Annotated in this window: 23 protein-coding genes; 22 read left to right on the forward strand and 1 reads right to left on the reverse strand. The window is 58.4% G+C overall.

Annotated features, from left to right (window positions below; genetic code table 11):
* The first annotated feature begins 118 nt into the window (after positions 1-118).
* The 3 genes from prmB to CL546_RS10650 all read left to right on the forward strand — a co-directional run bounded on the left by prmB (position 119) and on the right by CL546_RS10650 (position 3,507).
* Entirely contained in the window at positions 119-1,048 is a 930-nt protein-coding gene (prmB, locus tag CL546_RS10640) for a 50S ribosomal protein L3 N(5)-glutamine methyltransferase (protein ID WP_290494803.1), read from the forward strand.
* Positions 1,049-1,142: 94 nt separating this feature from the next.
* Complete coding sequence (gene aroC, locus CL546_RS10645; RefSeq protein ID WP_290494805.1) at positions 1,143-2,234, forward strand: chorismate synthase; 1,092 nt, start codon at positions 1,143-1,145, stop codon at positions 2,232-2,234.
* A 127-nt stretch (positions 2,235-2,361) separates the two neighbouring features.
* Complete coding sequence (locus CL546_RS10650) at positions 2,362-3,507, forward strand: MFS transporter (RefSeq protein WP_290494806.1); 1,146 nt, start codon at positions 2,362-2,364, stop codon at positions 3,505-3,507.
* A 29-nt stretch (positions 3,508-3,536) separates the two neighbouring features.
* Here CL546_RS10650 and CL546_RS10655 read toward each other — a convergent pair whose 3' ends face one another.
* Positions 3,537-4,412 carry a LysR family transcriptional regulator gene (locus tag CL546_RS10655; RefSeq protein ID WP_290494807.1) on the reverse strand — a complete coding sequence of 292 codons (876 nt, stop codon included), beginning with the start codon at positions 4,410-4,412 and terminating at the stop codon, positions 3,537-3,539.
* A 187-nt stretch (positions 4,413-4,599) separates the two neighbouring features.
* Here CL546_RS10655 and leuC point away from each other — a divergent pair, with 187 nt between their 5' ends.
* The 19 genes from leuC to CL546_RS10750 all read left to right on the forward strand — a co-directional run.
* Positions 4,600-6,018 (forward strand): 3-isopropylmalate dehydratase large subunit, encoded by a 1,419-nt coding sequence (leuC, locus tag CL546_RS10660; protein ID WP_290494808.1) that lies wholly within the window; start codon positions 4,600-4,602, stop codon positions 6,016-6,018.
* A gap of 11 nt (positions 6,019-6,029) precedes the next feature.
* Positions 6,030-6,674 (forward strand): 3-isopropylmalate dehydratase small subunit, encoded by a 645-nt coding sequence (gene leuD / locus CL546_RS10665; RefSeq protein WP_290494810.1) that lies wholly within the window; start codon positions 6,030-6,032, stop codon positions 6,672-6,674.
* A 21-nt stretch (positions 6,675-6,695) separates the two neighbouring features.
* Positions 6,696-7,142: a hypothetical protein gene (locus tag CL546_RS10670; RefSeq protein ID WP_290494812.1), complete on the forward strand. Its 447-nt coding sequence runs from the start codon at positions 6,696-6,698 to the stop codon at positions 7,140-7,142.
* Positions 7,143-7,177: 35 nt separating this feature from the next.
* Positions 7,178-8,254, forward strand: coding sequence for a 3-isopropylmalate dehydrogenase (leuB, locus tag CL546_RS10675; RefSeq protein WP_290494814.1), 1,077 nt, complete (start codon positions 7,178-7,180; stop codon positions 8,252-8,254).
* A 78-nt stretch (positions 8,255-8,332) separates the two neighbouring features.
* Complete coding sequence (gene asd, locus CL546_RS10680) at positions 8,333-9,445, forward strand: aspartate-semialdehyde dehydrogenase (protein ID WP_007150277.1); 1,113 nt, start codon at positions 8,333-8,335, stop codon at positions 9,443-9,445.
* 20 nt (positions 9,446-9,465) lie between these two features.
* Positions 9,466-10,482, forward strand: a complete 1,017-nt coding sequence (locus CL546_RS10685; protein ID WP_290494817.1) for an aspartate-semialdehyde dehydrogenase — start codon at positions 9,466-9,468, stop codon at positions 10,480-10,482.
* 165 nt (positions 10,483-10,647) lie between these two features.
* Positions 10,648-13,842 (forward strand): motility hub landmark protein FimV, encoded by a 3,195-nt coding sequence (locus CL546_RS10690; protein WP_290494819.1) that lies wholly within the window; start codon positions 10,648-10,650, stop codon positions 13,840-13,842.
* Positions 13,843-14,032: 190 nt separating this feature from the next.
* On the forward strand, positions 14,033-14,836 hold the full coding sequence (gene truA / locus CL546_RS10695) for a tRNA pseudouridine(38-40) synthase TruA (protein WP_290494821.1): 804 nt from the start codon (positions 14,033-14,035) through the stop codon (positions 14,834-14,836).
* A 73-nt stretch (positions 14,837-14,909) separates the two neighbouring features.
* Positions 14,910-15,566: a phosphoribosylanthranilate isomerase gene (locus CL546_RS10700; RefSeq protein WP_290494823.1), complete on the forward strand. Its 657-nt coding sequence runs from the start codon at positions 14,910-14,912 to the stop codon at positions 15,564-15,566.
* Entirely contained in the window at positions 15,559-16,770 is a 1,212-nt protein-coding gene (gene trpB, locus CL546_RS10705) for a tryptophan synthase subunit beta (RefSeq protein ID WP_290494825.1), read from the forward strand. The genes CL546_RS10700 and trpB overlap by 8 nt, the downstream gene beginning before the upstream one ends.
* A 113-nt stretch (positions 16,771-16,883) precedes the next feature.
* Positions 16,884-17,687 carry a tryptophan synthase subunit alpha gene (trpA, locus tag CL546_RS10710; protein WP_290494827.1) on the forward strand — a complete coding sequence of 268 codons (804 nt, stop codon included), beginning with the start codon at positions 16,884-16,886 and terminating at the stop codon, positions 17,685-17,687.
* 12 nt (positions 17,688-17,699) lie between these two features.
* Positions 17,700-18,581: an acetyl-CoA carboxylase, carboxyltransferase subunit beta gene (gene accD, locus CL546_RS10715; protein WP_290494829.1), complete on the forward strand. Its 882-nt coding sequence runs from the start codon at positions 17,700-17,702 to the stop codon at positions 18,579-18,581.
* Positions 18,574-19,806 carry a bifunctional folylpolyglutamate synthase/dihydrofolate synthase gene (locus CL546_RS10720; protein WP_290494831.1) on the forward strand — a complete coding sequence of 411 codons (1,233 nt, stop codon included), beginning with the start codon at positions 18,574-18,576 and terminating at the stop codon, positions 19,804-19,806. Before accD ends, CL546_RS10720 begins: the two co-directional genes overlap by 8 nt.
* 34 nt (positions 19,807-19,840) lie before the next feature.
* Positions 19,841-20,476: an SPOR domain-containing protein gene (locus CL546_RS10725; protein WP_290494833.1), complete on the forward strand. Its 636-nt coding sequence runs from the start codon at positions 19,841-19,843 to the stop codon at positions 20,474-20,476.
* A 182-nt stretch (positions 20,477-20,658) separates the two neighbouring features.
* Complete coding sequence (locus tag CL546_RS10730; RefSeq protein WP_290494834.1) at positions 20,659-21,153, forward strand: CvpA family protein; 495 nt, start codon at positions 20,659-20,661, stop codon at positions 21,151-21,153.
* An 11-nt stretch (positions 21,154-21,164) separates the two neighbouring features.
* Positions 21,165-22,688, forward strand: coding sequence for an amidophosphoribosyltransferase (gene purF / locus CL546_RS10735; protein WP_007148625.1), 1,524 nt, complete (start codon positions 21,165-21,167; stop codon positions 22,686-22,688).
* Between the two features lie 128 nt (positions 22,689-22,816).
* Positions 22,817-24,031, forward strand: a complete 1,215-nt coding sequence (locus tag CL546_RS10740; RefSeq protein ID WP_290494836.1) for an O-succinylhomoserine sulfhydrylase — start codon at positions 22,817-22,819, stop codon at positions 24,029-24,031.
* 48 nt (positions 24,032-24,079) lie between these two features.
* Positions 24,080-24,991: an AAA family ATPase gene (locus tag CL546_RS10745; RefSeq protein ID WP_007150232.1), complete on the forward strand. Its 912-nt coding sequence runs from the start codon at positions 24,080-24,082 to the stop codon at positions 24,989-24,991.
* Positions 24,992-25,042: 51 nt separating this feature from the next.
* Positions 25,043-25,844, forward strand: an 802-nt coding sequence (locus CL546_RS10750; protein ID WP_290494838.1) for a DUF58 domain-containing protein, incomplete at its 3' end; no start/stop codon positions are given.

Below are 25,844 nucleotides of genomic sequence, written 5' to 3' on the forward strand. Positions count from 1 at the left end.
TTCTGTGCTAATCTTCAGCGCTTCTTTTTACGGGTGTGCGTCAACGGTGCAGGATCAAGGGTGATCGGCGCAGTTGTCAGCAGCGTGTTGTCGGCGGAGTGCCGGTGGAGGTGGATGCGTGATCAGTTCGCAACAACAGAATGAGGCCATGGCCACCCTGCAAACAGTCCGTGACTGTCTGCGCTTTGGGGAAAGCATGTTGCGCAGTGGCGGGGTGTTCTATGGTCACGGTAATGACGACCCGTGGGACGAAGCCCTGGCCCTGTTGATGCACCAGCTGGCGTTGCCGCTGCAGAGTGATCCGCGGATTCTCGATGCCCGTTTACTGCCCTCTGAAATCAGTGGCTATGTGAGTCAGTTGGTCAAGCGGGTGAATGACCGCGTGCCGGTTCCTTATCTGACCCATGAAGCCTGGTTCTGCGGCCTGCCTTTCTATGTAGATGAGCGGGTGCTGATACCGCGCTCGCCGTTGGCTGAGCTGATTGAGCAATCTTTTACGCCCTGGGTCGATCCTGACCGAGTGCATCGGGTGCTGGATCTGTGTACCGGCAGTGGTTGTATCGCGATCGCCTGTGCCTACGCGTTTGAGCATGCGCAGGTGGATGGCAGTGATATCAGTGCTGAGGCATTGGCGGTATGCGAGGAAAACATCCAGCGCCACGGGCTTGCGGAACAGGTACGGGCGCTACAATCCGATGGGCTGGCCGCGGTGGATGGCCCCTATGACCTGATCGTCTCCAATCCGCCCTATGTGGATGCCCAGGATATGGCAAGTTTGCCGGACGAGTACCGCCATGAGCCAGAGCTGGCGTTGGCATCCGGTGATGACGGCCTCGATTTCACGCGCAAACTGTTACTGGATGCACCGGATCAGCTTACTGAAGAGGGTGTATTGATCGTGGAAGTGGGCAACAGTTGGGAAGCCATGTTGCAGACTTGGCCCCAGGTGCCGTTCTTCTGGTTTGAATTCGAGCGAGGCGGGCACGGGGTGTTCATGCTTACCCGCGCGCAGCTGCTAGAATACCGAGATGATCTTCTGGCTGATTGAGTCAGCGATGCGGCAAGAACCTTTGTCAGCCTGAAGCGATTTGGCGGTTTTTTTGGTAATAGATTGATTTTATTAATTTTTCAAGAGGGGCAGCATGTCCGGTAACAGTTTCGGTGAGCGTTTTCGCATTACCACTTTCGGTGAAAGTCATGGTCCCGCCCTGGGCGCTATCGTGGACGGCTGCCCCCCGGGCCTGGAAATCAGTGAAGCGGACCTGCAGGTTGAACTGGACCGTCGTAAGCCGGGCACCAGCCGCTACACCACCCAACGGCGTGAACCGGACCAGGTGAAGATTCTCTCCGGGGTGTTCGAAGGCAAGACCACCGGCACGTCCATTGGCTTGCTGATCGAGAATACCGACCAGAAATCCAAGGATTACTCCAACATCGCTGGCACTTTCCGTCCTGGCCATGCGGATTACACCTACACCCAGAAGTACGGTTTCCGCGATTACCGCGGCGGCGGACGTTCCTCTGCCCGGGAAACGGCCATGCGCGTGGCCGGCGGCGCCATTGCCCGCAAATTCCTGGAGCAGCGCCTGGGCATCCGTATCTATGGTGGCTGTACCCAGATTGGTGATGTGAAGGCCGAGTCCTGTGACTGGTCGGTGGTGAACAAGAACCCGTTCTTCTTCCCGGATGAAAGCAAGGTGCCGGCCCTGGAAGACCTGATCAATGCACTGCGCAAAGACGGCTCTTCCATCGGCGCCCGCGTGGAAGTGTTTGCCGATGGCGTGCCGCCCGGCTGGGGCGAGCCGGTTTTTGATCGCATTGACGCGGATCTGGCCAAGGCAATGATGTCCATCAATGCGGTGAAGGGGGTGGAAGTCGGTGACGGCTTTGCGGTGGTGAATCAACGCGGCGAACAGCATCGCGATGAAATGACCCCGGACGGTTTTTTGAGTAACCACGCTGGTGGCGTACTGGGCGGCATCAGTTCCGGGCAGACTGTTCGCGTGGCCATGGCGCTCAAGCCCACTTCCAGTATTCTGATTCCCGGCAAGAGCATCGGGCTGGACGGTGAGCCCGCCGAGGTAGTGACCAAGGGTCGCCACGATCCTTGTGTCGGGGTTCGCGCCACGCCCATTGCTGAAGCCATGCTGGCTATCGTGCTGATGGATCATTATCTGCGCCATCGTGGTCAGAATGGGGACGTGGTGCCGCCGTTTGCACCGATTCCGGGGTAAGTAACGCCTGACGCCAGATGCTGGATGCCTGACAAAGATAAAGCTTCGTGCCTGGTGACTTAGCTGCGCACTTACACTGATTGGAGTCAGGCGTCAGGCTTTCAGCCAAGAGCAAGGTTCCTCTTTCATGCCCTATTACTGGCGCCTTTCCGGCTTCTACTTTTTTTACTTCGGCCTGCTCGGCACCCTGGTGCCGTATTGGTCTCTGTACCTGAAAGACCTGGGCTTCAGTGCGGCCGCCATCGGCGGTCTGATGGCCATTCCCCAGCTCACCAAAATCGGCGCTCCGAATCTGTGGGGTTGGCTTGCTGATCGTAGCGGTCAGCGCCTGCGTATCATTCGTGCCGGTAACCTGCTGGCGGCCATCGTATTTCTGCCCGTGTTCTGGGTGGACACATTCTGGTCCATGGCCGCGTTACTGGTGTCTTTCAGCTTCTTCTGGAATGCGGTATTGGCGCAGTTCGAAGTGCTCACACTGCAATCTCTGGGGCGCCAGTCACACCGCTACAGCCATGTGCGGCTGTGGGGCTCGGTGGGCTTTATCGTGGCGGTGCTGGTGCTCGGCGAAGTCCTCGACCGGGTGGGCACGGGAGTGCTGCCCTGGGTGCTCAGCGGCCTGTTGTGGCTACTCTGGCTGGGAACGCTGACCCTGCCCGCGGGCAATGCCCCGCGAGCGCAAGCCGGGGAGCAGGGGGAATCGGTGTGGCAGATTCTGTGTCGCCCGGCGGTCAGTCTGTTTCTGGTGGCGGCTTTCCTGATGCAGCTGTCCCACGGGCCGTATTACACCTTTTACAGCATCTATCTGGAGGCTCTGGGCTTCAGCAAATTTATTGTCGGTTTGTTGTGGTCCCTGGGTGTCGTGGCGGAAGTAGGGTTGTTCCTGGTCATGCATCGCCTGCTGGCACGCTTTCATATTCCCTGGCTTCTGGTTGCCAGTTTGCTGTTGGCATCGCTGCGCTGGCTGATGATTGGTGTCGCTGGCGATTCCCTGTGGCTGCTGGCGCTGGCCCAGCTGCTGCATGCGGCCAGTTTTGGTAGCTTCCATGCAGCCAGTATTGCCTGGGTGCACCGTCAGTTTGGGGAAGCGCTGGCGGGTCAGGGGCAAGCGTTGTACTCCAGCCTGGGCTTTGGGGCCGGTTGGGCTGCCGGAGCTGGCTTGTCGGGGTTGCTGTGGGAGCAATGGGGCGTGCTGCTGTTTTTTGTGGCGTCGGCGGTGGCGGCGGTAGCGGCTTCGCTTTTGATTGCCGGCGGTGCTACCCGGTCGCCACGGTAGGCGGCTGGGGTCAGCCGCCTGCCTTTTGTTCAGGCAATCTGGCTGCGCAGGGCGCGCAGGAAGGCTTTCGCCGCGTTGGACTGGCTGCGGGCCGGATGCGTGACGACGCCGAGTTGGCGCTGTGGCAGCGGAGCGTCCACGGGTAGCTGCACCATGCCTCGATCTACCATGGTGGCGGGCAATACGCTCCAGCCCAGACCGATGGACACCATCATGTGAATGGTCTCCAGGTAGTTGGTGGACATGGCGATATCCAGCTTCAGGTTGTGCTCATCAAACAGCCGCTCCACGATACCGCGGGTAAAGGTGACTGGTGAAGGCAGGATGGCACTGTGATCGGTGAAGGCTTCCAGGGTCAGGTTTTCCTGCTTGGCCAGTGGGTGCTCCGGGGCGCACATGAACACCAGTGGATCGTTCCAGATCACCTCGCTGTGCAGGCGCTCATCCGGTTGTGGTGGCAGGGTGACCACCCCCATTTCCAGCTCCCCGTGCAATACGCCTTCCCAGGCTTCTTCGGAATCAATGAAATGGATATCCAGTTTCACCAGCGGGTAATCCCGGGAAAACTGGCGTAGAACCGGCGGCAGTCTGTGCAGTCCAATATGGTGGCTGGTGCCGATTCGCAGTTTGCCCCCCACTTCCCCGGACAGATCGTGGATGGCGCGGGCCATGTCTTCCACGTCCATCAGTACCTGGCGTGCCCGTGGCAGGAGCGAACGGCCGGCTTCGGTCAACTGAATCTGGCGACCTACGCGGTCAAACAGGCGGGCCTCAAGCTGTTGCTCCAGCAGGGCAATCCGCTTGCTGATGGCGGGCTGAGTGATGTAGAGGCGCTCAGCCGCGGCAGAAAATGAGCCGGTTTCGGCAACGGCCATAAAGGCGGTTAGCGTTGGGGTGTCGATCATTCCCGGGGCATCCACAGTGTCGGTACGGGGGATAATAATTGGTTATCTTAAAAATGAAAAATATGAATTGGATTTATTGATGGCGTAGTTCTACATTAATTACCAGTGAGAAACCAGCCCCAGTGATAAACCCGCCTATAGTTGTGACAATACGCTGCGGCACTACGCTACGCTTCAGGAGAAAGGCATGGCAGGCAAGACCCTCTATGACAAATTGTGGGAAGCCCACCTCGTTACCCAGCGCGAAGATGGCTCTGCGCTGATCTATATTGATCGCCAGATCATCCATGAGGTGACCTCGCCGCAGGCGTTTGAGGGCCTGCGTCTGGCGGGCCGTCAGCCGTGGCGTACCAGTGCCAGTGTGGCGACCATTGATCACAATGTGCCGACGACGCCGTTCAAGAGTGCCGCCGATATTGCTGACGATACCTCGCGGATTCAGGTGCAGACACTGCAAGACAACACCCGTGAATTCGGTATTACTGAATTCGGAATTGGTGATGTGCGCCAGGGGATCGTGCACGTGATGGCGCCGGAACAGGGGGCCGTCGTGCCCGGCATGACCGTCGTCTGTGGTGACTCCCACACCTCTACCAACGGTGCCTTGGCCTGCCTGGCCCACGGTATTGGTACCAGTGAGGTAGAGCATGTGTTGGCGACCCAGACCTTGGTGGCCAAGAAAATGAACAACATGCGCGTCTCGGTTGAGGGTGAGCTTGGCGCGGGCGTGACAGCGAAAGACGTGGTGCTGCACATCATTGGCGTCATTGGTACCGCTGGCGGCACCGGGTACGCGCTTGAGTTTGCGGGCAGTGCCATGCGCAGCTTGAGCATGGAAGGGCGCATGACGGTCTGCAACATGGCCATCGAAGCCGGCGCCCGTGCGGGCATGGTGGCGGTGGATGATGTGACCATCGATTATGTGAAAGGCCGCCCGTTTGCACCCCAGGGTGCAGATTGGGACAAGGCGGAAGCGTACTGGCGTACGCTGGTCTCTGATGCCGATGCCCGCTTCGATGAGGAGGTCAACATTGATGCGGCGGACATCAAGCCCCAAGTGTCCTGGGGCACCAGCCCGGAAATGGTGGTGCCGGTGGATGCCAACTTGCCGGACCCGGCGGCGGAGAGCGATGAAGTCAAACGCTCCGGCATGACCCGTGCTTATGAGTACATGGGCCTGACGCCAGGCATGCCGGTGACGGATATCAAGGTGGACCGGGTCTTTATCGGGTCTTGCACGAATTCGCGCATCGAAGATTTGCGCGCCGCGGCGGAAGTGGCCAAGGGCCGTCAGAAGGCCGGTAGCGTCAAGCAGGTATTGGTAGTGCCGGGCTCCGGCTTGGTCAAGCAGCAGGCGGAGAAAGAAGGCCTGGACAAGGTCTTTGTTGAGGCCGGTTTTGAATGGCGTGAACCGGGCTGTTCCATGTGTCTGGCTATGAACCCGGATCGACTGGAAGCCGGCGAACACTGCGCCTCCACCTCGAACCGTAACTTCGAAGGGCGCCAGGGTAACGGCGGCCGCACGCATCTGGTGAGCCCGGCCATGGCAGCAGCAGCAGCGGTGGCAGGCCATTTCGTTGATATTCGCGAACTCGATCAGGCATAAGGAGCAACACCATGGAAAAGTTTGTGCGTCATGATGGCCTGGTTGCCCCGCTTGATCGTGCCAATGTGGACACCGACCAGATCATTCCCAAGCAATTTCTCAAGTCCATCAAACGGACCGGTTTCGGGCCTAATTTGTTTGATGAGTGGCGTTATCTGGACGAAGGCTCCCCTGGCCAGGACAACAGTGTTCGCCCGGTAAATAAAGACTTTGTGCTCAATTTGCCTGCCTTTCAGGGAGCCAGTGTTCTGATTACCCGTCGCAACTTTGGTTGTGGCTCCAGCCGTGAACATGCGCCCTGGGCGTTGATGGATTTCGGCTTCAAGGCGATCATTGCTCCGAGCTTTGCCGATATCTTCTACAATAACTGCTTCAAGAACGGCTTATTGCCCATTGTCTTGTCGGAAGATAACGTGGAAGCCCTGTTTCAGGCTGTTAACGGCAAGGAAGGCTACCGGCTCACTATTGATCTGGAAGGCCAGCAGGTGATTCCCGAATCCGGGGCGGCGCTGCCTTTCGAGATTGATGAGTTCCGCAAGCACTGTTTGCTCAACGGTCTGGACGAAATTGGCCTGACCCTGAATGAAGCGGATGCGATTCGTGCTTACGAGAAAGGTCGCATGGAGCGCGAACCCTGGGTTTTTGCCGACCATTAAAAGAATAACCAAGGAGGTTGTATGTTGCGTTTACTTTCGCTGTCACTGGTTTCGGTATTGATGCTGGCTGGCTGTGCTTCCACGGGCATGTACGACGCCCCCACCGGAGAGCAGGCGGCCACGTTGAGCGTGGATAACCAGCTGTCGGCCCCGACAGCGCAGGGCGAAGACGCCGGCTGGCAAATGCCCACCAGTAGTGAAGCCAAGGCATCCCTGTTCAAGGTGGATGGCGAGCGCATTGCTGAGCAAGCGGGTGCACAGAGTGTGCAGATTGAAGCCGGTAAGCATTCGGTGGAAGTGTTTGCCGACCAGGCGGGCATTCTTCGTTTCGGCAAGTTCCGCCACAACTTCGCACAAGGTGGCATCTATCAGGTTCGCATCAGTGCCGCTGAGGGCAAGAAAGATTACACCCTGGAGCTGGTAAAGGCGTCCGCGCCCGATGATGTTCTGGTAACCAAAGACTTTTAATCGCCCGCAAGGGCAGTAGTAGACAGGAAGCAGTAATGAGCAAGGTGTTGGTGTTGCCCGGTGACGGTATTGGCCCGGAGATCGTGAAAGAAGCGGTCAAGGTGCTGAGCGTGGCCAAGCAGAAGTTCGGGCTCGAGGTGGAGCTGGATGAAGCCCTGGTCGGGGGCGCAGCGGTGGATGCGGAAAATGACCCGCTTCCGGAAGGTACGCTGGAAAAAGCCCGTGCCGCCGACGCTATTTTGTTCGGCTCCATTGGTGGTCCGAAATGGGACACCATTGAACGCGACAAGCGCCCCGAGCGTGGCCTGTTGCGTTTGCGCTCGTCACTGGAGCTGTTTGCCAACCTGCGCCCGGCGATTCTGTTTCCGCAACTGGCGGATGCCTCCAGCCTGAAACCGGAAGTGGTATCCGGGCTGGATATCCTGATTGTGCGCGAGCTGACCGGCGGCATCTATTTCGGTCAGCCTCGCGGTATCAAGGAAGAAAACGGCGAGCGTGTGGGCTTCAATACCTATGTCTACACCGAGTCGGAAATGCGCCGGATCGCGAAAGTGGCCTTTGAATTGGCCATGAAACGTGACAAGCGCGTGTTGTCGGTGGACAAGGCCAACGTGCTGGAAGTCACCGAACTCTGGAAAGAAGTGGTCACCGAGGAGGCAAAGGCCTACCCGGAGATCGAGTTGTCACACATGTATGTCGACAACGCGGCCATGCAGCTGGTGCGTGCGCCGAAACAGTTTGATGTGATTGTCACCGGCAATTTGTTTGGTGACATTCTCTCCGATGAAGCCGCCATGCTCACCGGCTCCATCGGGATGTTGCCCTCCGCGTCGCTGGATGAAAACCGCAAGGGCTTGTACGAACCCTGCCACGGCTCGGCACCGGACATTGCCGGCCAGGGCATCGCCAACCCGCTGGCGACCATTATGTCGCTGGCCATGCTGATGCGTTACAGCCTGGAGCGTGGTGATGTGGCTGATGCCATTGAAGCCGCTGTAGAGCGTGTTCTTGATCAGGGGCTACGTACTGCGGATATCTACACCGAGGGCACTCGCAAAGTGGGCACCGAAGAAATGGGCAGCGCCGTTGCTGATGCTTTGTCACAAGCATGACTGAGGCATGACGCACAGGCGCAACACGCGCATTGATTCACTGATAGAAAGGGCAACCCTTTCAGGAGACAGTTTCTAATGAAGAAAGTCGGTTTTGTCGGCTGGCGTGGCATGGTGGGTTCCGTATTGATGGAGCGCATGACTGCCGAAAATGATTTTGCAGATATCGAACCGGTCTTTTTCTCGACCTCCCAGGTTGGACAGGCAGGCCCGGACGTGGGCAAGGATATTCCGGCCCTGGGCGATGCCAAGAATATTGATGAATTGAAAGCGCTGGACGTGATCGTGACCTGTCAGGGTGGCGATTACACCAGCGAGGTCTACCCCAAGCTGCGTGAAGCGGGCTGGGATGGCTATTGGATTGATGCAGCATCCACGCTGCGGATGCAGGACAACAGCGTCATTGTGCTGGACCCGGTGAACCGTTCCGTGGTGGATTCTGCTCTGGATAGTGGCACAAAGGACTTTGTTGGCGGCAACTGCACAGTGAGCCTGATGTTGATGGCGTTGGGCGGTCTGTTCAATGAAGGGCTGGTGGAATGGGCCAGTGCCCAGACCTACCAGGCTGCGTCCGGTTCTGGTGCACAGAACATGCGTGAGCTGATTGCCCAGATGGGCAAGATCCACGGCGATGTTTCCGATAAATTGGCCGATCCGGCCAGTGCCATTCTGGATATCGATCGCCAGGTGGCGGCAAGCATGCGCAGTGATGCCATGCCTCGTGAACATTTCGGCTTCCCGTTGGCCGGCTCCCTGTTGCCCTGGATCGACAAGGAAATGGAGAACGGTCAGAGCAAGGAAGAGTGGAAAGCCCAGGCGGAAACCAACAAGATTCTCGGTCGTAGCGGCAATCCGATTGCCCTGGATGGCACCTGTGTCCGTATTGGTGCCATGCGTTGTCATGCCCAGGCGCTTACCGTGAAGCTAAACCGCGATGTGCCCATGGACGAAGTGAACGACATCATTGCCAAGTCCAACGACTGGGTGAAAGTGGTGCCGAACACCAAGGAAGACACGCTGCGGGATCTCACACCCACTGCCGTGACCGGTACGCTGGGGATTCCTGTGGGCCGTCTGCGCAAGCTGAACATGGGCGGCGAGTTCCTCAATGCCTTTACCGTGGGTGACCAGCTACTGTGGGGTGCGGCTGAACCGCTGCGCCGTATGCTGCGAATTCTTCTCGAGCGCTAAGCGCCAAATAGAGGTAAGTGATGGATCGGTCTATCAATCTGGCCATCGTCGGTGCAACCGGCCTGGTCGGAGAGGCCATCATCAAACTGCTCGCTGATCGGAAATTTCCGGTCGGCGAGCTTTTTGTTTTGGCTTCCGAAAATGGCGCCGGCAGCAAGATCGCGTTTGCCGGCAAAACCCTGACAGTGCGCCCCGCCGAGGATTTTGATTTCTCTCAGGTGGAAGTGGCGCTGTTTGCAGCGGGAGCGTCGGTGAGCCAGGCCCTGGCGCCGGCTGCGGCAGAGTCCGGCGCGGTGGTGGTGGATCTGTCACCGGCCTACCGTTATGAGGCGGACATTCCGCTGGTCGTGGCCGATGTGAACGACGAGATGCTGGCCCATGCCCGGGAGCAAAACCTGGTGGCCTGCGCTGATGCGTCCACGGTTCAGTTGCTGCGCGCCTTGAAACCGCTGACCGAACTGGGCCCCCTGCAGGACGTGGTGGTGACCCAGTTCCAGGCGGCGTCCGCCACCGGCAAGGCCGGCGTGGATCAGCTGGCCCAGCAAAGCGTGCGTCTGCTCAATGGCCTGTCTCCCAGTGAGGCGGCTCAGGCCCAGATCGCCTTCAATGTGCTGCCGGTGAGTGGTCAGATTCAGGAAAACGGTTTCACCAGCGAAGAGCTGAAATTGATGCTGGAAACCCGCCGTATTCTGGCGGATCAGCCCCTGTCCATCCAGGTCACCACGGTGCGAGTACCGGTTTTTTATGGATACGGGCAGAGTGTCACCGTACGTAGCATGCAAGGGCTGTCGGCAGCGCAATGCCATGCCCTGTGGGATGACGGTGGCGATATGTCGGTGCAGGACAGTGATGATCCGCAAGCCATGTCCCCAGTGGCGATGGTGGAAGGAGAGCCTGTAATGCGACTTTCCCGGGTCCGTGAAGAGATGGAAGCGGGCGGGGCGTTGAGCTATTTTAGCGTTGCCGATAATGTCCGTTGGGGGGCTGCGTTGAACGCGGTGAAAATAGTCGAGAAGTTGCTAAAAGACTATCTGTAATGGATACTTACTGACATTATGTGACGCGGTTTCTAGGTTTTGTCTCTGGCCTGAGGCAGAATGTGTGAACGGCGTCATATAGGACAGCTTGCCGCCACGGGTACATCCGTAAGGCCCGCGGGATCGGGCTGAGCGCGGGAAACATAATAAATAAAGGGTTCGACCATGCTTCGAAAACTTGGGTTTGGCTTAACAGCTGTGGCGATGATGGCGCCTGGCGTAGCGGCAGCATTGGGGGTAGGGGAATACCAGCTTAATTCCTATTTGAACCAGCCCCTGGATATGGATGTCTCTCTGCACGAGGTCGGCGACCTGACTGCAGAAGAAATTCTGGTGAATCTGGCGCCCCAGTCAGAGTTCGATGCTGCTGGCGTTGATCGCAGCTATTTCCTTAATCGACTGGCATTTTCTGTAGAACTTCAGGAGGGCGACAAAGCCCAGCTGCATATTTCTACGGACCAGCCGGTGCGTGAGCCTTACCTGAACTTCCTGGTTGAATTCCTGTGGCCCACGGGTCGATTGATGCGTGAATACACGGTATTGCTGGACCCGCCCAGCTTTGCCGATAGCGCCGTGACCGCTGCGCCGACCATCAGTCGTGTGCCCCAGCCGGTGACGCGCAGCGAACCGACCCCCGCATCGGCACCCGCGCCTGCGGCAACGCCAACCCCCCAGCCTGAGAGTACCCCTGAGCCCGCCATCGAATCGGAACCTCAGCAGGCCCAGTCTGCCCCGGCCGTGGCCGATAGCGGTCCCCGCAGCCGTTATACCGTACGTTCCAGCGACACCATGTGGCAGATTGCCCTGAACAATCGCCCCTCAAACAGTGTATCAGTGCAACAGATGCTGGTGGCGATTCAGGAAATGAATCCTGATGCCTTCATCAACAACAACGTGAACCTGGTGCGTGAAGGCACGGTTCTGCGTATTCCTAACGAGCAGGAAGTGCGTAACATCTCCACCCGTTCCGCTATTGTGGAAGTGGCAGACCAGAACCGCCAATGGCGTGACATGCTGGAAAAGCGTGGCATCCAAACCCCACAGCGCGCCCAGATTGATGGCTCCCGCCAGGTGGCTGACAGCGATGATGAGGCTGAGGCACCAACCCGTGGTGAAGTGAAGCTGGTGGCTCCGGAATCCACTGCCGGTGTGGATGATGGCGACAGCACGGGTTCTGACGAGCAAGGTAACGCGAATACCGCGGTGCTCGAGAACGAGCTGGCGATTCGCGATGAAAGCCTGGATCGTCTGGACCGTGAAAATTCCGAACTGAAATCCCGGCTGAGCGATCTGGAAGCGCAGAACTCCACCAGCGAAGAGCTGTTGAAGCTGCGTAATGACCAGATTACCCAGTTGCAGGAAGAACTGCGCCAATTGCGCGAAGAGCAGGGCGTGGCCTCCCCGGACAATGACCCGTTGATGGAAGAGCCCGCTGAGCCAGCGCTCTCTGCGGACGCTGACGATGCGGCGGGTGATGATGAGGCGAATGAGTCTATCGCCGCTGCTGATTCCGCTCAGGAAGACGGCGAGCAGACCGCTGACGATGACGTTGCTGTTCTGGAAGGCTCCGACGAACAAGCAGCGGAGCAGAGTGGTGTAACCGATGCCGCTGATGCCGAAGGTCCACAGAGTGCGGCTGACAGTGCCGGTAACAAAGAGGCTGAGGCGGACAGTGCAGTTAAACCGGTAGAGCCGGTGTCCAAGCCTGAGCCAGTGGCGCCTGCACAGCCGCCGGTTGCCCAGAGTGGCGGCATTGTCGATCTGATCATGGAAAACCTGCTGTACATTGCGCTGGGCTTGCTGGCCATTTTGCTGCTGATTGCCCTGCTGCTGCGCGGCAAGAAGAAAAATGACAATGAAGATCTGGATGGTCCGCTGTTTGATGATGTTGACGACCAGCAGGACGATGAATTTGGCCTGAATCTGGACGATGATAGCGCACCGACCGTTGCTGCCGTTGATGATAACGCTGACGATGCGGCCCCGGTACAAGGCCAGGGCGGTAGCCAGGATCCGCTGGAAGATGTGGAAGTGTATGTGGCCTACGGCCGCTATCCGCAAGCGGTTGACTTCCTGCGCAATGAAATCAATAAATCACCAGAGCGGGCCGACCTGAAAGTGCGTCTGCTGGAACTGCTGAAAGAAATGGGGGACGACGCGGCATTCCAGCAGCAGGCAACCACCTACGCCGGCACCGGTGCCGATGTGGATGCGGCCATTGCCCGTTTGGGTGGTGCGGCAGCGCCGGCAGCGGCCCAGGATGATGACGAACTGTCTCTGGATGATCTGGAGATGGGCCTGTCTTCTGATCTGGGGAATGGGTCTGACAGCGCGCCGACCATTGAGGCGGAAGCGCCGTCTCTGGAACCGGAAACGGAAAGCACGGACGAGTTGGCGGATTTCGATTTTGAGCTGGATTCTGCCGAGGCAGACAACGAAGACGCTACCGTCATGCTGAATGCGGACAGCGAAACATCGTCTTCTTCTGCTAATGCGCAGGATGATGATTTCAGCCTGGATTTCGACAGCGAGGATGACGCGGTAAAAGAACCGGAAATGTCTGACGCAGACAAGCAGTCAATGTCTGCTGATTCGCTGTTGGAACTGGATGATGTGGGCAGTGCGACTCTGCAAGATGACACCGAATTCGGTGAGCTGAATCTGGATGACATGAATGCAGAGTTCGATGATCTGTCTGCCGAGCCGGCAGCAGACGAAGAGCTGGATCTGTCGCTGGATGATCTGGACCTGTCTGATGAAACGGGCAGCGCACCGCAGTCGTCAGATGACGATACCCTGTCAGACCTGGATATCGATCTGGAGCTGGACGAAGCCGAGAAGTCCCTGAGTGGTAGCACCCAGGCAGAAGAGTCACTGGACGATATCACCGCGCTGGATCTGGACGCACCGTTGGAAGAGGCTGCGCCGGTGGCAGACACACAGATCGACGCGGACGAAGTGGCCGCCGCAGATGACGGCTCGCTGGAAGATCTTCTGGGTGATGACGAGCTGAATCTGGATGACGACCAGACCCTGTCTTTCGATGCCCCTGAAGCTGCCGACGCTGACGTCAGCGATGCGCAGCCGCAGGAGGAGACTGTGTCCATCGAGCCGACTGTTGCGCCCGCCGCTCCGGTGGATGAGACGCCGGCTCCATCCAGCGCTGATGTGCTGGCTGATGAAGATGACTTCGACTTCCTGGGTGAAACCGACGAGAACGCGACCAAGCTGGATCTGGCCAAAGCCTATATCGATATGGGTGATAACGAAGGCGCCAAGGATATCCTCAACGAAGTGATTTCTGAGGGTAATGACCAGCAACAGTCCGAAGCCCGAGAGCTGCTTAGTCAGGTGGGTTAAACTCTCCCTCGCTAGGCAAAAAGGGGGCGATGCCTTATGGTATCGCCCCTTTTTTTGTTTTAGTCGAAAGTGAAAAGCGGTAACGCGAGGGGCTCTGGAATAGCGAAGGGTGTTCCCGGCCGCCTGAGGTTCAGATCGCGTTCCTGCGTTGAATGTTCAACGCGTCACTCAACTCATCTCCGAGGGTTCCATGACACGTATTGCGCTGGGTATTGAGTACGATGGCACCGACTTTCGTGGTTGGCAGACGCAGCAACCCGGTGTGCGCACGGTGCAGGAATGCCTGGAAGCGGCGTTATCCAAAGTGGCCAACCACCCAGTGGCCGTTGTCTGTGCGGGGCGAACGGATGCGGGCGTACACGGTACCGGTCAGGTGGTTCATTTTGACTCAGCGGCCCCCCGTGAAATGAAAAGCTGGATCATGGGGGCCAATACCAATCTGCCGCGGGACGTGACCGTGCGGTGGGCAACGCCGGTGGATGATGCCTTTCATGCGCGCTTTTCCGCAGTGAGTCGCCGTTATCGTTATGTCATCTACAACCATGCCCGCCCGCCGGCCCTGTATCGCAACCATGTGACCTGGAATTATCGACCGCTGGATGTGGCCGCCATGCGTGAAGCGGCTGCGTATCTGGTCGGTGAGCATGACTTCACTGCCTACCGAAGCGTGCACTGCCAGGCGAAATCACCATTGAAGACGATGCACAGCCTGACACTCTATGAGCACGGCAAGGTGTTGGTACTTGAGGCACACGCTAACGCGTTCTTGATGCATATGGTGCGTAATATAGCCGGGGTGCTGATGAGCGTGGGGGCGGGAAAGAAACCCGCCACCTGGGCCAGGGAGGTGCTGGAGGGGCGTGATCGCCGGAAAGGCGCTGCCACAGCACCGCCATTTGGCTTGTACCTGGTGGAAATCGAATATCCTGACCATTTTGCGCTGCCTCAAGATGCTTTGGGACCACTGTGGTTACCGGATGACCTTCAGGCATAATGATTAATTGCGATATGCGGCACGCCTCATGCCCCACGCTAAAACCCCTGGTTTTTGTTACACTGGAGAACCCATGACCATACCCCGGGTCAAAATCTGCGGTATTACCCGAATTGAAGATGCCTTGGCGGCGGCGAAGTCCGGTGCCGATGCAATTGGTCTGGTTTTCTATGGGCCTAGCCCCCGCGTAGTGACTGAGGCCCGCGCGGCGCAGATCTGCGCCAGCCTGCCCCCGTTTGTTACCACGGTGGCGCTGTTTGTGGATGCCCCCCGTGACCAGATCAACCGGGTGCTGACCACCGTGCCGGTGGATGTGCTGCAGTTCCATGGTAATGAAGACCCGCAGTACTGTGATAGTTTCGGGCGCCCCTGGATCAAGGCGGTACGGATGAAGGACGATGTGGACTTGCATGAGTACGCGCAGGTGTACCACAACGCGTCGGGGTTACTGGTAGATAGCTATGTGCCGGGGCTGCCAGGCGGCACCGGCGAAGTTTTCAACTGGGGCAGGGTTCCGAAGGACCTGCCCTTGCCCGTGGTGCTGGCTGGTGGCCTGCACCCGGAAAATGTGGCGGAAGCCGTGACACAGGTTCGGCCATGGGCTGTGGATGTCAGTGGTGGCGTTGAGCAGAAGAATGTTCAGGGTCGTCGCAGCGGCGGCATTAAGGATGCCTCCGCCATTCGCGCCTTTATCAATAGTGTCAAAACACGAGGAGTAGCTGGTGTCTGAACGCCCTGATTTTTCTGCTTTTCCTGACGCGCGTGGCCACTTTGGCCAGTTTGGTGGCAGCTTCGTTTCCGAGACCCTGATGGGGGCTTTGGACGAACTGACGGCCATGTATGCGCGTCTCAAGGACGATCCGCAGTTCCGCGCGGATTTCGACTACGACCTGGCCCATTATGTTGGCCGCCCGTCTCCGCTGTATCTGGCGGAGCGATGGTCGAAGCAGCTCGGTGGCGCAAAAATCTGGCTCAAGCGTGAGGATCTCAACCATACCGGCGCGCACAAGGTGAATAACACCATCGGTCAGGCGCTGCTGGCCAAGCACATGGGCAAACCGCGGGTCATCGCGGAAACCGGAGCTGGCCAGCACGGTGTAGCGACCGCCACTGTCGCGGCTCGCCTGGGCCTGACGTGTCAGGTCTACATGGGGGCTGAAGACGTGGAGCGTCAAAAGCTCAACGTCTATCGGATGAAGCTGCTGGGTGCAGAAGTGATTCCGGTGACCTCGGGGTCGCGGACCCTGAAAGACGCCATGAACGAAGCCATGCGTGACTGGGTTACCAACGTGGATGATACCTTCTACATCATCGGTACGGTTGCTGGCCCGCATCCTTATCCGCAGCTGGTGCGTGATTTCCAGTGCATTATCGGTCGTGAAGCCCGCGAGCAGAGCCTCAAGCAGGCGGGGCAGCTGCCGGATGCCCTGGTGGCCTGCGTGGGCGGTGGCTCCAACGCCATTGGCCTGTTCCATCCGTTCCTTAACGATGACGATGTGGCCATGTATGGCGTGGAAGCGGCGGGCGACGGTATTGAAACCGGTCGCCATGCCGCACCGCTCAATGCGGGCCGCCCCGGGGTTCTGCACGGCAATCGTACCTACCTGATGGAAGACGACAATGGTCAGATTATCGAGACGCACTCGGTATCAGCCGGCCTGGATTACCCCGGTGTGGGGCCTGAGCATTCCTGGCTGAAAGATCTGGGCCGGGTGAAATATGTGGCCGCGGATGATCAGGAGGCGCTCTCGGCATTTCGTGAGTTGACCCTGGTGGAAGGCATCATGCCCGCGCTGGAATCGGCCCATGCCTTGGCCTACGCCCGCAAGCTGGCACCTACCATGTCGCCGGACCAGAACATCGTGGTGAATCTCTCCGGACGGGGGGACAAGGATATTCTGACCGTAGCTGCCATCGACGGGATCGATGTCTGATTCTGTGATTGCCGGCTGGCTTATTAGTGAGGTTGTTGCCATTGCCCAGCGCCATGGCTGCAATCTGGAAAGGCCCCGCGGGGCGTTTCCACTACCTGTTTTAAGGAGCAGAAATGCGTCGTATTGAAAGTTGCTTCCAGCGCCTCGCCGGTCAGAACCGCAAGGCCCTGATTCCTTTTGTAACCGCGGGTGATCCGGTAAAAGAAGTGACGGTGCCGCTGATGCACGCCATGGTAGACGCTGGCGCGGATATCATTGAATTGGGCGTGCCGTTTTCCGACCCCATGGCAGACGGGCCAGTGATCCAGCTGGCCTGTGAGCGCGCACTGGCGCACAACACTTCCACCCGCGATATTCTCGGCATGGTGAAGGCATTCCGCGAAACCAATACGGATACCCCTGTGGTCCTGATGGGTTACCTGAACCCGGTGGAAGTCATGGGCTACGAGGCCTTTGCCAAAGCCGCAGCGGATGCCGGTGTGGATGGGGTGTTGCTGGTGGATTTGCCGCCGGAAGAAGCACTGGAAGTGAAACCGGTAATGGATGCCCAGGGCCTGGACATGATTTTCCTGGTCGCGCCCACTACCTCGGATGCCCGTATCAAGCTGATTGGCAAAGCCGGCTCAGGCTATCTCTATTACGTTTCTCTGAAGGGCGTCACCGGCTCCGCAACCCTCAACGTGGATGAAGTGGCGAGCCGGGTTGAAACAATTCGCAACCTTGCTCAATTGCCCATTGGTGTCGGCTTTGGTATCAAAGACGCTGAATCTGCGCAGGCGGTGAGCCGGGTAGCCGATGGTGTGGTCGTCGGCAGTGCCCTGGTGAATCAAATTGCTGAAAACAAGGATACCCCGGACGCGATTAACGACGCGGTTGGCGGTATTCTCAGCGCTATGCGTAACGCCATGGATCAATAACGGGACCTTTGCATGAGCAATAGCAACTGGCTGGAGAAAATCCTCCCCGCCGTACGTCGCCCCCAGGAAAGTCGGCGCAATAATATTCCTGAAGGGTTGTGGCGAAAGTGCCCGCGTTGCGAAGGGGTGGTTTATCGGCCGGAACTGGATCGCAACATGGATGTGTGTCCCAAGTGCGATCACCATTTGCGTATTGATGCCCGTCGACGCCTGAAACTGTTTCTCGATGAAGGTGCTCAGACGGAAATTGGTGCTGAGCTGGCGCCGGTGGATCGTCTCAAGTTCAAGGACTCGAAGAAGTACAAGGACCGTTTGGTGGCAGCCCAGAAAACCACCGATGAAAAAGATGCCTTGGTGGTGCTGAAAGGGGCGTTACATGGCGAACCGCTGGTGGCCTGTGCCTTTGAGTTTAATTTCATGGGCGGCTCTATGGGGTCCGTGGTGGGGGAGCGTTTTGTTCGTGCCGTGAATGTCTGCCTGGAGCAGAAACTACCTCTGGTGTGTTTCGCGGCTAGTGGCGGGGCGCGTATGCAGGAAGCCCTGTTCTCGCTCATGCAGATGGCAAAAACCAGTGCCGCGTTGGAGAAGATGCGCCAGGCCGGTTTGCCGTTTATTTCCGTGCTGACGGATCCGGTTTATGGTGGCGTTTCTGCATCACTGGCCATGCTGGGGGATGTCAATGTGGCAGAGCCCAATGCCTTGATCGGTTTTGCGGGCCCGAGGGTCATTGAACAGACCGTGCGGCAGAAATTGCCGGAAGGCTTCCAGCGTAGCGAATTCCTGCTGGATCATGGCGCCATCGACATGATCGTGTCCCGGCATGATATGCGTGACACCCTTCACCGTTTACTGGCCAACATGATGGGCTGGTCACCACTGGCGCTGAATGACTGATACTTCCTTGCCTGATTCCTTGGCCGGGTGGCTGCGCCGCATCGAGGCCATGCACCCGGCAGAGATTGAACTGGGCCTGGATCGGCTCCATGGCGTTGCTGCCCGCCTGGCGGTGGCGCATTTCTCTGTTCCTGTGATTACCGTTGCCGGTACCAATGGCAAGGGCTCTACGCTGCGACTGATGACGGCCTTGGCTGAACGCCAGGGCCGCAAAGTCTGTTTGTATACCTCTCCCCATCTTCACCTGTTCAACGAGCGGGTCCGCCTGCCTGAAGGTCTGGCCGGTGATGCGCAGTTATGTGCCGCGTTTGCCCAGGTGGAGCAGGCGAGGGGCCAGGTGCCGCTTACCTATTTTGAATTCACTACGCTGGCTGCGCTCTGGTTATTCAAGGCCAGCGAGGCGGATCTGATATTGCTGGAAGTGGGGCTGGGTGGCCGGTTGGATGCGGTGAATATTGTGGAACCCGACGTGTCTGTAGTGACGTCCGTAGGACTTGATCACCAGGACTGGCTGGGCGATACCCGCGAGGCCATCGCTGCCGAGAAGTGTGGCATTGGCCGGGTGGACAAGCCGCTGGTGTTTGGCGAAATGAACTGGCCAGACAACCTTGTTTCGCTGGTCGCAACGCTGGGTGCGAGGCCGGTGTTTGCCGGCCGGGATTTTCATGCCCAGGACGAGGCGCTGGTTTTGTCAGGTGACCGACAGTTGTGTTTGCCCGCGCAGGTGCGCCTGGGGGCAGACAATCTGGCCACGGCCTGCCAGGCGTTATCTCTGGCGGGTGTAGAGTGCGGCGATGCGGATGTGGCGGCGGTGGCTAAACTGGGCCTGTTTGGGCGTTGCGAGCAGCAGCATATCGGCGGGGTATCCTGTTGGTTTGATGTGGGCCACAATCTGCCGGCGGTACAGCGTTTTCTGCAGCAGCTTCCGGCCTGTGCCGGGACCCGGCATCTGGTGTTCGGTATGATGGCCGATAAACCCGTTGATGCAGTGATTGGGCTATTCGACGGCATGGCTGCCCGATGGTATCTGGCCGCACCACAGATTCCCCGTGCGGCACCGACGGCAAGACTGCGAGAGGGGCTACCTGACACGGCGCAGTACCAGGAGTATGCCAGTGTGGCGGCGGCCGCTCGCGCCGCGCTGGATGCGGCTGGTGGTGAAGATCAGGTGGTCGTCTTTGGTTCCTTTTATACTGTGGCAGAAGCTCGGGAGCAGGCGCAGTAACGGCAGCGCTAGCGAATGCTGAATGGAGAAACCGGTGGATAATCGAGCGCGTCAGCGCATTGTGGGTATTGTACTGTTACTGATTCTGGCCGGCGCACTGGCACCGTTCCTGTTCCGTACCCCTGAGCAGGTGCGCAATGCGTTGGATATGCGTATTCCCGAGCCGCCGGAACACAAAACCGTACTGGTTGAACCTGTAGTGCCGCAGGAGCGTCTGGACACGGCGGACGAGCGTATCGAGGCTGATCGTGAGGCGATTCAAGACGCTGCTGAGCAACAGCTCGGTGACCAAGATGGCGACGAGGACACGCAAACCGTTCCGCAACAGCCGGAACCGGTCGCGCCAGTGGAGGACGATGCGCCAGTACCTCCGCCGGAAAATCCTGTGACGCCGCAGCAGGTCGATCCCGCCGATGGCCCTGTGCTGGCCGGTTTTGTGGTCCAGACGGGCAGTTATTCCGATGCGGATAATGCCAGCGGCATGGTCGATAAACTCAAGGCCGCAGGCTATCGGGCATACATACAGACCGACAGCCATGAAGGGAAAGTGGTGCATCGGGTGATGGTCGGGCCGGAAATTCGCAAGGACGATGCTGAATCCACCCGGCAGAAGCTGGCCGACGACGAGCGTTTCAAGCTTAAGGGGCTGGTGCGGATTTACGTACCCTGACGGATGGCAGCCCGTGTGGTTGTGTCCCTGTTTCGTGCAGTGGGAAAACCGGGCATGCATGGGCAAGCGGGTTCGCCTCTGATAAACTGCGCCGTCTGTATTTACAGGGTGCCATGTCTGCCTTTTCCTGGTCCGGCATTGCCCTTTTTCAGCCCTAACCCGCCGGCGAGAGCACGCTTTACATGAATCTGGCAGACGGCATCATTCTGTTTGTTATCGCAGTCTCCGCACTTCTGAGTGTGCGCCGTGGATTTACCCGCGAAGCCTTTTCGTTGCTCACATGGGTAGCGGCCTTTATTATCGCGCGCCTGTTCAGCCCGGCCCTGGATCTCCTTCTCCAGGAGCAGATCTCCCCCCCCAGCCTGCGGGCCGCTGTCGCTTTCGGCAGCCTGTTCGCCTTGACGTTGGCGGTGGGAGCCCTCATCAACCATTTGCTCGGTGAGCTGATCCGCGTCACCGGCCTGAGTAGTACAGATCGATTGATGGGTATGGTGTTCGGCGCCCTGCGTGGGGTCTTGCTGATGGTCGTACTGGTTGCCCTGGGTCGGCATCTGTTTGCCGCTGACCCCTGGTGGCACGAATCTACCCTGGTGCCGCATCTGGTGATGATGGAAGCGTGGACCCGGGACGTTGGCGAGAGTCTTCTCGCCTTTATCATGAATGTAAGCGGCAGCTAGAGGTAAGTACCATGTGCGGCATTGTGGGTATTGTCGGTCATAGCCATGTGAACCAGGGGATCTACGATGCCCTGACCGTTCTCCAGCATCGTGGCCAGGATGCGGCTGGTATCGTGACCTGTGACGGTGATCGTCTCTACCTGCGCAAGGATAACGGCATGGTGCGCGATGTTTTCCGCACCCGCCATATGCGTCGGTTGGTCGGTAACATGGGGATTGGCCATGTACGCTATCCCACGGCAGGCAGCTCCAGTTCGGCGGAAGCCCAGCCGTTCTATGTAAACTCTCCCTACGGCATTACGCTGGCCCACAACGGCAACCTGACGAATGCGGAAGCGCTGGCCGAGCATATCTTTCGTGCCGACCTGCGCCACATCAATACCACCTCCGATTCCGAAGTTCTGCTGAACGTGTTTGCCCACGAGCTGCAAAGCCGCGGCAAATTGCAGCCAGAACCTGAAGACATCTTTGATGCGGTGGCTGCAGTCCATCAACGGGTGGAAGGGGCCTACGCCGTGGTGGCCATGATCACTGGCTACGGCATCCTGGCTTTCCGCGACCCCCATGGTATTCGCCCGGTGTGCTTTGGCCGCAAGGACACCCCGAACGGACCCGAATATATGGTGGCTTCCGAGTCTGTGGCTTTGTCTTCCCTGGGTTTCCATGTGGAGCGTGATCTGGCCCCGGGCGAAGCGATTTACATCACCGCTGATGGTGAGATGCATACCCGTCAGTGCGCGCAATCCCCGAGCCTGCATCCGTGTATTTTCGAGCAGGTTTATCTGGCACGACCGGATTCCATCATTGATGGTATCTCCGTGTACAAGGCGCGCCTGCGCATGGGGGAAAAACTGGCCGAGAAAGTGGAACGTGAATGGCCGGACCACGATATCGATGTGGTCATCCCGATTCCTGATACCAGCCGAACGTCCGCCTTGCAGATGGCCAACCATCTGGGCGTGAAATACCGTGAAGGCTTTATCAAGAACCGTTATATCGGTCGTACCTTCATTATGCCGGGCCAGCAGCAACGTAAGAAATCGGTGCGCCAGAAACTCAATGCCATTGAGCTGGAATTCCAGGGCAAGAATGTATTGCTGGTGGATGATTCCATCGTGCGCGGTACCACCTGCAACGAAATTATCCAGATGGCTCGGGAAGCCGGCGCGCGCAAAGTGTATTTCGCCTCAGCGGCGCCTGCGGTGAAATACCCGAACGTCTATGGCATTGATATGCCGGTGGCCCAGGAACTGATTGCCCACGGCCGTACCACCGATGAAATTGGTGAACTGATCGGCGCTGACCGGTTGATCTACCAGGATCTGGATGATTTGGTGGAAACCTGCCAAGAGGGCAACCCGAATGTGGCGTCCTTTGATTGCTCCGTGTTCAATGGCGAGTATCTGGCCGGCAATATCACCCCGGACTATCTGGCCAACCTGGAAGCGCGGCGCAACGACGCGGCTAAAGGTAACAGCGAGAAAACCCAGGCCCTGGCGGATAACGAAATTATCGACCTGCATAATGCTAATTAATGCGGGCACGCAGCACGCCACAGGCAACAAGGCAGTGCTGACAGATGCATGAATCCGTCGCTGCGAATGAGCACAAATCTCTGACGCGTTGTTGTCTGTCGCGTGCGGCATGAAAGCGAGAATAAACCATGAGTGATGATCTGGATCCGACAACCTTGAGTGTGGAAACCCTGGCCATTCGAACGGCGCAATTGCGCACGGATGAAATGGCGCATTCGGATCCCATCTTCATGACCTCCAGCTTCGTCTACGAAAACGCGGCGCAAGCAGCGGCGCGATTTAGTGGGGAAGAGCCCGGCAACATCTACTCCCGTTTTACCAACCCTACCGTACGCGCCTTTGAGCAGCGGCTTGCGGCTCTGGAAGGCGGCGAGGCCTGTGTGGCTTTCGCGTCCGGGATGGCGGCGATCAGCGGCACGTTTTTCGCTTTGCTGGCGCCAGGCGATCACATCGTCAGTTCTCGCAGCGTGTTCGGAACGACCAACGTGATCTACGATCGTTACCTGAAGAAATTTGGTATCGACACCACGCTGGTGGACATGAGCGACCTGTCCCAGTGGCAAGCGGCGATTCGTCCGGAAACCAAGATGCTGTTTCTGGAAACACCGTCGAATCCTCTCGCGGAAGTAGGCGATATTGCCGCTTTGGCCAAGCTGGCCCATGACAACGGGGCGTTGCTGGTGGTGGATAACTGTTTCTGCACCCCGGCCCTGCAAAAACCTATTGAGCTGGGTGCTGACCTGATTATCCATAGCGCCACCAAATACCTGGACGGGCAGGGGCGTTGCCTCGGTGGTGCCGTGGTTGGCCCTAAAGAACCCATGAATGACGTCCTCGGGTTTGTGCGTTCTGCCGGTTCTTGTATGAGCCCGTTCAATGCCTGGGTCTTTATCAAGGGGCTGGAAACGCTGAGCCTGCGAATGAAGGCGCAAAGCGAACGGGCTATGGTGTTGGCTGAGTGGCTGGAATCGCAGCCGGGCATTGCACGTGTACATTATGCTGGCCTGAAAAGTCATCCACAGCATGAACTGGCGGGCAAGCAACAGTCGGCCTATGGCGCAGTGATGTCCATTGAAGTGGAAGATGCTGCGGGTAATCGTGATCGTCAGGCAGCCTGGCGCTTTATTGATGCCACTCGCCTGATTTCCATTACGGCCAACCTTGGCGATGTTAAAACAACCGTGACTCACCCGGCGACGACTACCCATGGGCGAGTCAACGAAGAAGAAAAGCAGCGAGCCGGTGTGACAGAGAACTTGATTCGTCTGGCCATTGGCCTGGAGGCGGTTGAGGATCTGCAGGCAGACCTGAGCCGCGGTCTGAAGGCGCTGGCCAACGCCTGATTTCCCGCCTCGCTGTCCGTATTGGCAATGAATGCATAAAGGGGACGCATGCAGGCACTGGATAAAGCTCTGGCCCAGGTAGGCCGTGTTGTACTGGGCAAAGAAGAACAACTGAAACTGGCGCTCACTTGCATGCTGGCCAATGGCCATCTGCTAATCGAAGACCTGCCGGGCATGGGTAAAACCACGTTGGCCCATGCGCTGGCCCGCGTGTTCCAGCTGGATTACCGGCGGGTGCAGTTCACCAGCGATATGCTGCCGGCGGATATCCTTGGTGTGTCCGTATTCGATCCCAACACCCAGCAATTCTCCCTCCGCGAAGGCCCGGTATTCACCCAGCTGCTGCTGGCTGATGAAATCAATCGTGCCACGCCGAAAACCCAGAGCGCCTTGCTGGAAGCCATGGAAGAACGGCAAGTCACCCTGGATGGGGTGACCCGGCCATTGCCCGCGCCATTTTTTGTGGTGGCGACGCAGAATCCCGTGGATCAAGCCGGTACTTTCGTGCTGCCGGAATCCCAGCTGGACCGTTTTCTGATGCGTATCTCCCTGGGCTATCCGGCTCCGGATGTGGAGCTGGAACTGCTCGCGGGCGGTGATTTGCGCCAGCAGGTGCGCGAGTTGAAAGCGGTAATTAATGGCGAAGGGCTGATGAAGCTGGCCCAGGTAGTGGGCAAAATCCGGGTGACCCGCGAGCTGCTCGACTATGTACAGCGACTGCTTGACGCTACGCGCTCCGATGACCGCTTTGTGGCGGGGCTGTCACCCCGTGCGGGTTTGGGGCTGTTACGTGCCGCACGGGCCTGGGCGCTGATTACCGGCCGTGACTATGTGCTGCCAGAAGACGTGCAGGCGGTCTGGGCCTCGGTGGCAGAGCATCGCCTGAGTGCTCGGCAAGGGGGCAGCGTGGCTGCCATTAGCCAGTCATTGCTCCAGTCCGTGCCTGTGGTACGGCGCTAGGGCGGCATCGTGAGGCTTCCTCAAGGACCGCGCCGGCTGTACGAGCGATGGTTGGCACGCCGTTTGCCGGCAGCCAGTCAGATCGTTTTCAACCAGAAACGTATTTTTATTTTCCCTACCGGCTACGGGTTCTTCTATCTGTTAGTGGCCGCTCTGCTGTTTATCGGTGGCATCAATTATGAAAACAACCTGATTCTGGCGCTGTCGTTTCTGATGGCAAGCCTGTTTCTGGTCGCCATTCTGCATACCTTCCGCAATTTATCCGCCCTGGGCCTGCGCAATGGCACGGCGGAATCCGGTTTCAGTGGTGAAGAAGGGGCACTGGAAGTGGTGCTGTTCGCTGAACAGCGAGCCCACCATTGCATCTGGTTGCGCTGGCCAGGGCAGGACGCACAACAGGTGAGTGTTCTGGCAGGCGAGGAGGAGAGCCTGTGGCTGAATTTGCCGTTGGCTAGCAGGGGAAAAGTGACGGCACCACGGCTGAAAGTGGAAAGCCGCTTCCCACTGGGTCTGCTGCGGACCTGGTCCTACGCGACTCTCGATCATTATTGCCTGGCCTGGCCTCGTCCGCAGGAAAGCGCGGATTGTCCCGCCGACGGTGGCAAGCATAACCAGAGAGCATTCAGCAGTGGCCAGCCTGGAAACGACGAGTTTCAGGGGCTGCGCCGTTATGTTCCGGGTGATTCCCTGCGCAAGATCGACTGGAAAGGCTATGCCCGTGGCCGTGGCCTGAACACCAAGCTGTTTGATGAGCCCGTGGGCGGAAGACTCTGGCTACGTTGGGACAAACTGGACGGGATGGGTGATGAACAACGTCTTTCCATCCTCTGTCACTGGGTGCTGGAACTGGATC

The organism is Alcanivorax sp. (assembly GCF_002726155.1).
Lineage (GTDB): Bacteria > Pseudomonadota > Gammaproteobacteria > Pseudomonadales > Alcanivoracaceae > Alcanivorax.

What these genes read in the sequence shown, in the direction of transcription:
- aroC (WP_290494805.1), top strand. Translation starts at nt 1,143, where the DNA reads ATGTCCGGTAACAGTTTCGGTGAGCGTTTTCGCATTACCACTTTCGGT.
- CL546_RS10650 (WP_290494806.1), top strand. Translation starts at nt 2,362, where the DNA reads ATGCCCTATTACTGGCGCCTTTCCGGCTTCTACTTTTTTTACTTCGGC.
- CL546_RS10655 (WP_290494807.1), bottom strand. Translation starts at nt 4,412, where the DNA reads ATGATCGACACCCCAACGCTAACCGCCTTTATGGCCGTTGCCGAAACC.
- leuC (WP_290494808.1), top strand. Translation starts at nt 4,600, where the DNA reads ATGGCAGGCAAGACCCTCTATGACAAATTGTGGGAAGCCCACCTCGTT.
- leuD (WP_290494810.1), top strand. Translation starts at nt 6,030, where the DNA reads ATGGAAAAGTTTGTGCGTCATGATGGCCTGGTTGCCCCGCTTGATCGT.
- CL546_RS10670 (WP_290494812.1), top strand. Translation starts at nt 6,696, where the DNA reads ATGTTGCGTTTACTTTCGCTGTCACTGGTTTCGGTATTGATGCTGGCT.
- leuB (WP_290494814.1), top strand. Translation starts at nt 7,178, where the DNA reads ATGAGCAAGGTGTTGGTGTTGCCCGGTGACGGTATTGGCCCGGAGATC.
- asd (WP_007150277.1), top strand. Translation starts at nt 8,333, where the DNA reads ATGAAGAAAGTCGGTTTTGTCGGCTGGCGTGGCATGGTGGGTTCCGTA.
- CL546_RS10685 (WP_290494817.1), top strand. Translation starts at nt 9,466, where the DNA reads ATGGATCGGTCTATCAATCTGGCCATCGTCGGTGCAACCGGCCTGGTC.
- CL546_RS10690 (WP_290494819.1), top strand. Translation starts at nt 10,648, where the DNA reads ATGCTTCGAAAACTTGGGTTTGGCTTAACAGCTGTGGCGATGATGGCG.
- truA (WP_290494821.1), top strand. Translation starts at nt 14,033, where the DNA reads ATGACACGTATTGCGCTGGGTATTGAGTACGATGGCACCGACTTTCGT.
- CL546_RS10700 (WP_290494823.1), top strand. Translation starts at nt 14,910, where the DNA reads ATGACCATACCCCGGGTCAAAATCTGCGGTATTACCCGAATTGAAGAT.
- trpA (WP_290494827.1), top strand. Translation starts at nt 16,884, where the DNA reads ATGCGTCGTATTGAAAGTTGCTTCCAGCGCCTCGCCGGTCAGAACCGC.
- accD (WP_290494829.1), top strand. Translation starts at nt 17,700, where the DNA reads ATGAGCAATAGCAACTGGCTGGAGAAAATCCTCCCCGCCGTACGTCGC.
- CL546_RS10720 (WP_290494831.1), top strand. Translation starts at nt 18,574, where the DNA reads ATGACTGATACTTCCTTGCCTGATTCCTTGGCCGGGTGGCTGCGCCGC.
- CL546_RS10730 (WP_290494834.1), top strand. Translation starts at nt 20,659, where the DNA reads ATGAATCTGGCAGACGGCATCATTCTGTTTGTTATCGCAGTCTCCGCA.
- purF (WP_007148625.1), top strand. Translation starts at nt 21,165, where the DNA reads ATGTGCGGCATTGTGGGTATTGTCGGTCATAGCCATGTGAACCAGGGG.
- CL546_RS10740 (WP_290494836.1), top strand. Translation starts at nt 22,817, where the DNA reads ATGAGTGATGATCTGGATCCGACAACCTTGAGTGTGGAAACCCTGGCC.
- CL546_RS10745 (WP_007150232.1), top strand. Translation starts at nt 24,080, where the DNA reads ATGCAGGCACTGGATAAAGCTCTGGCCCAGGTAGGCCGTGTTGTACTG.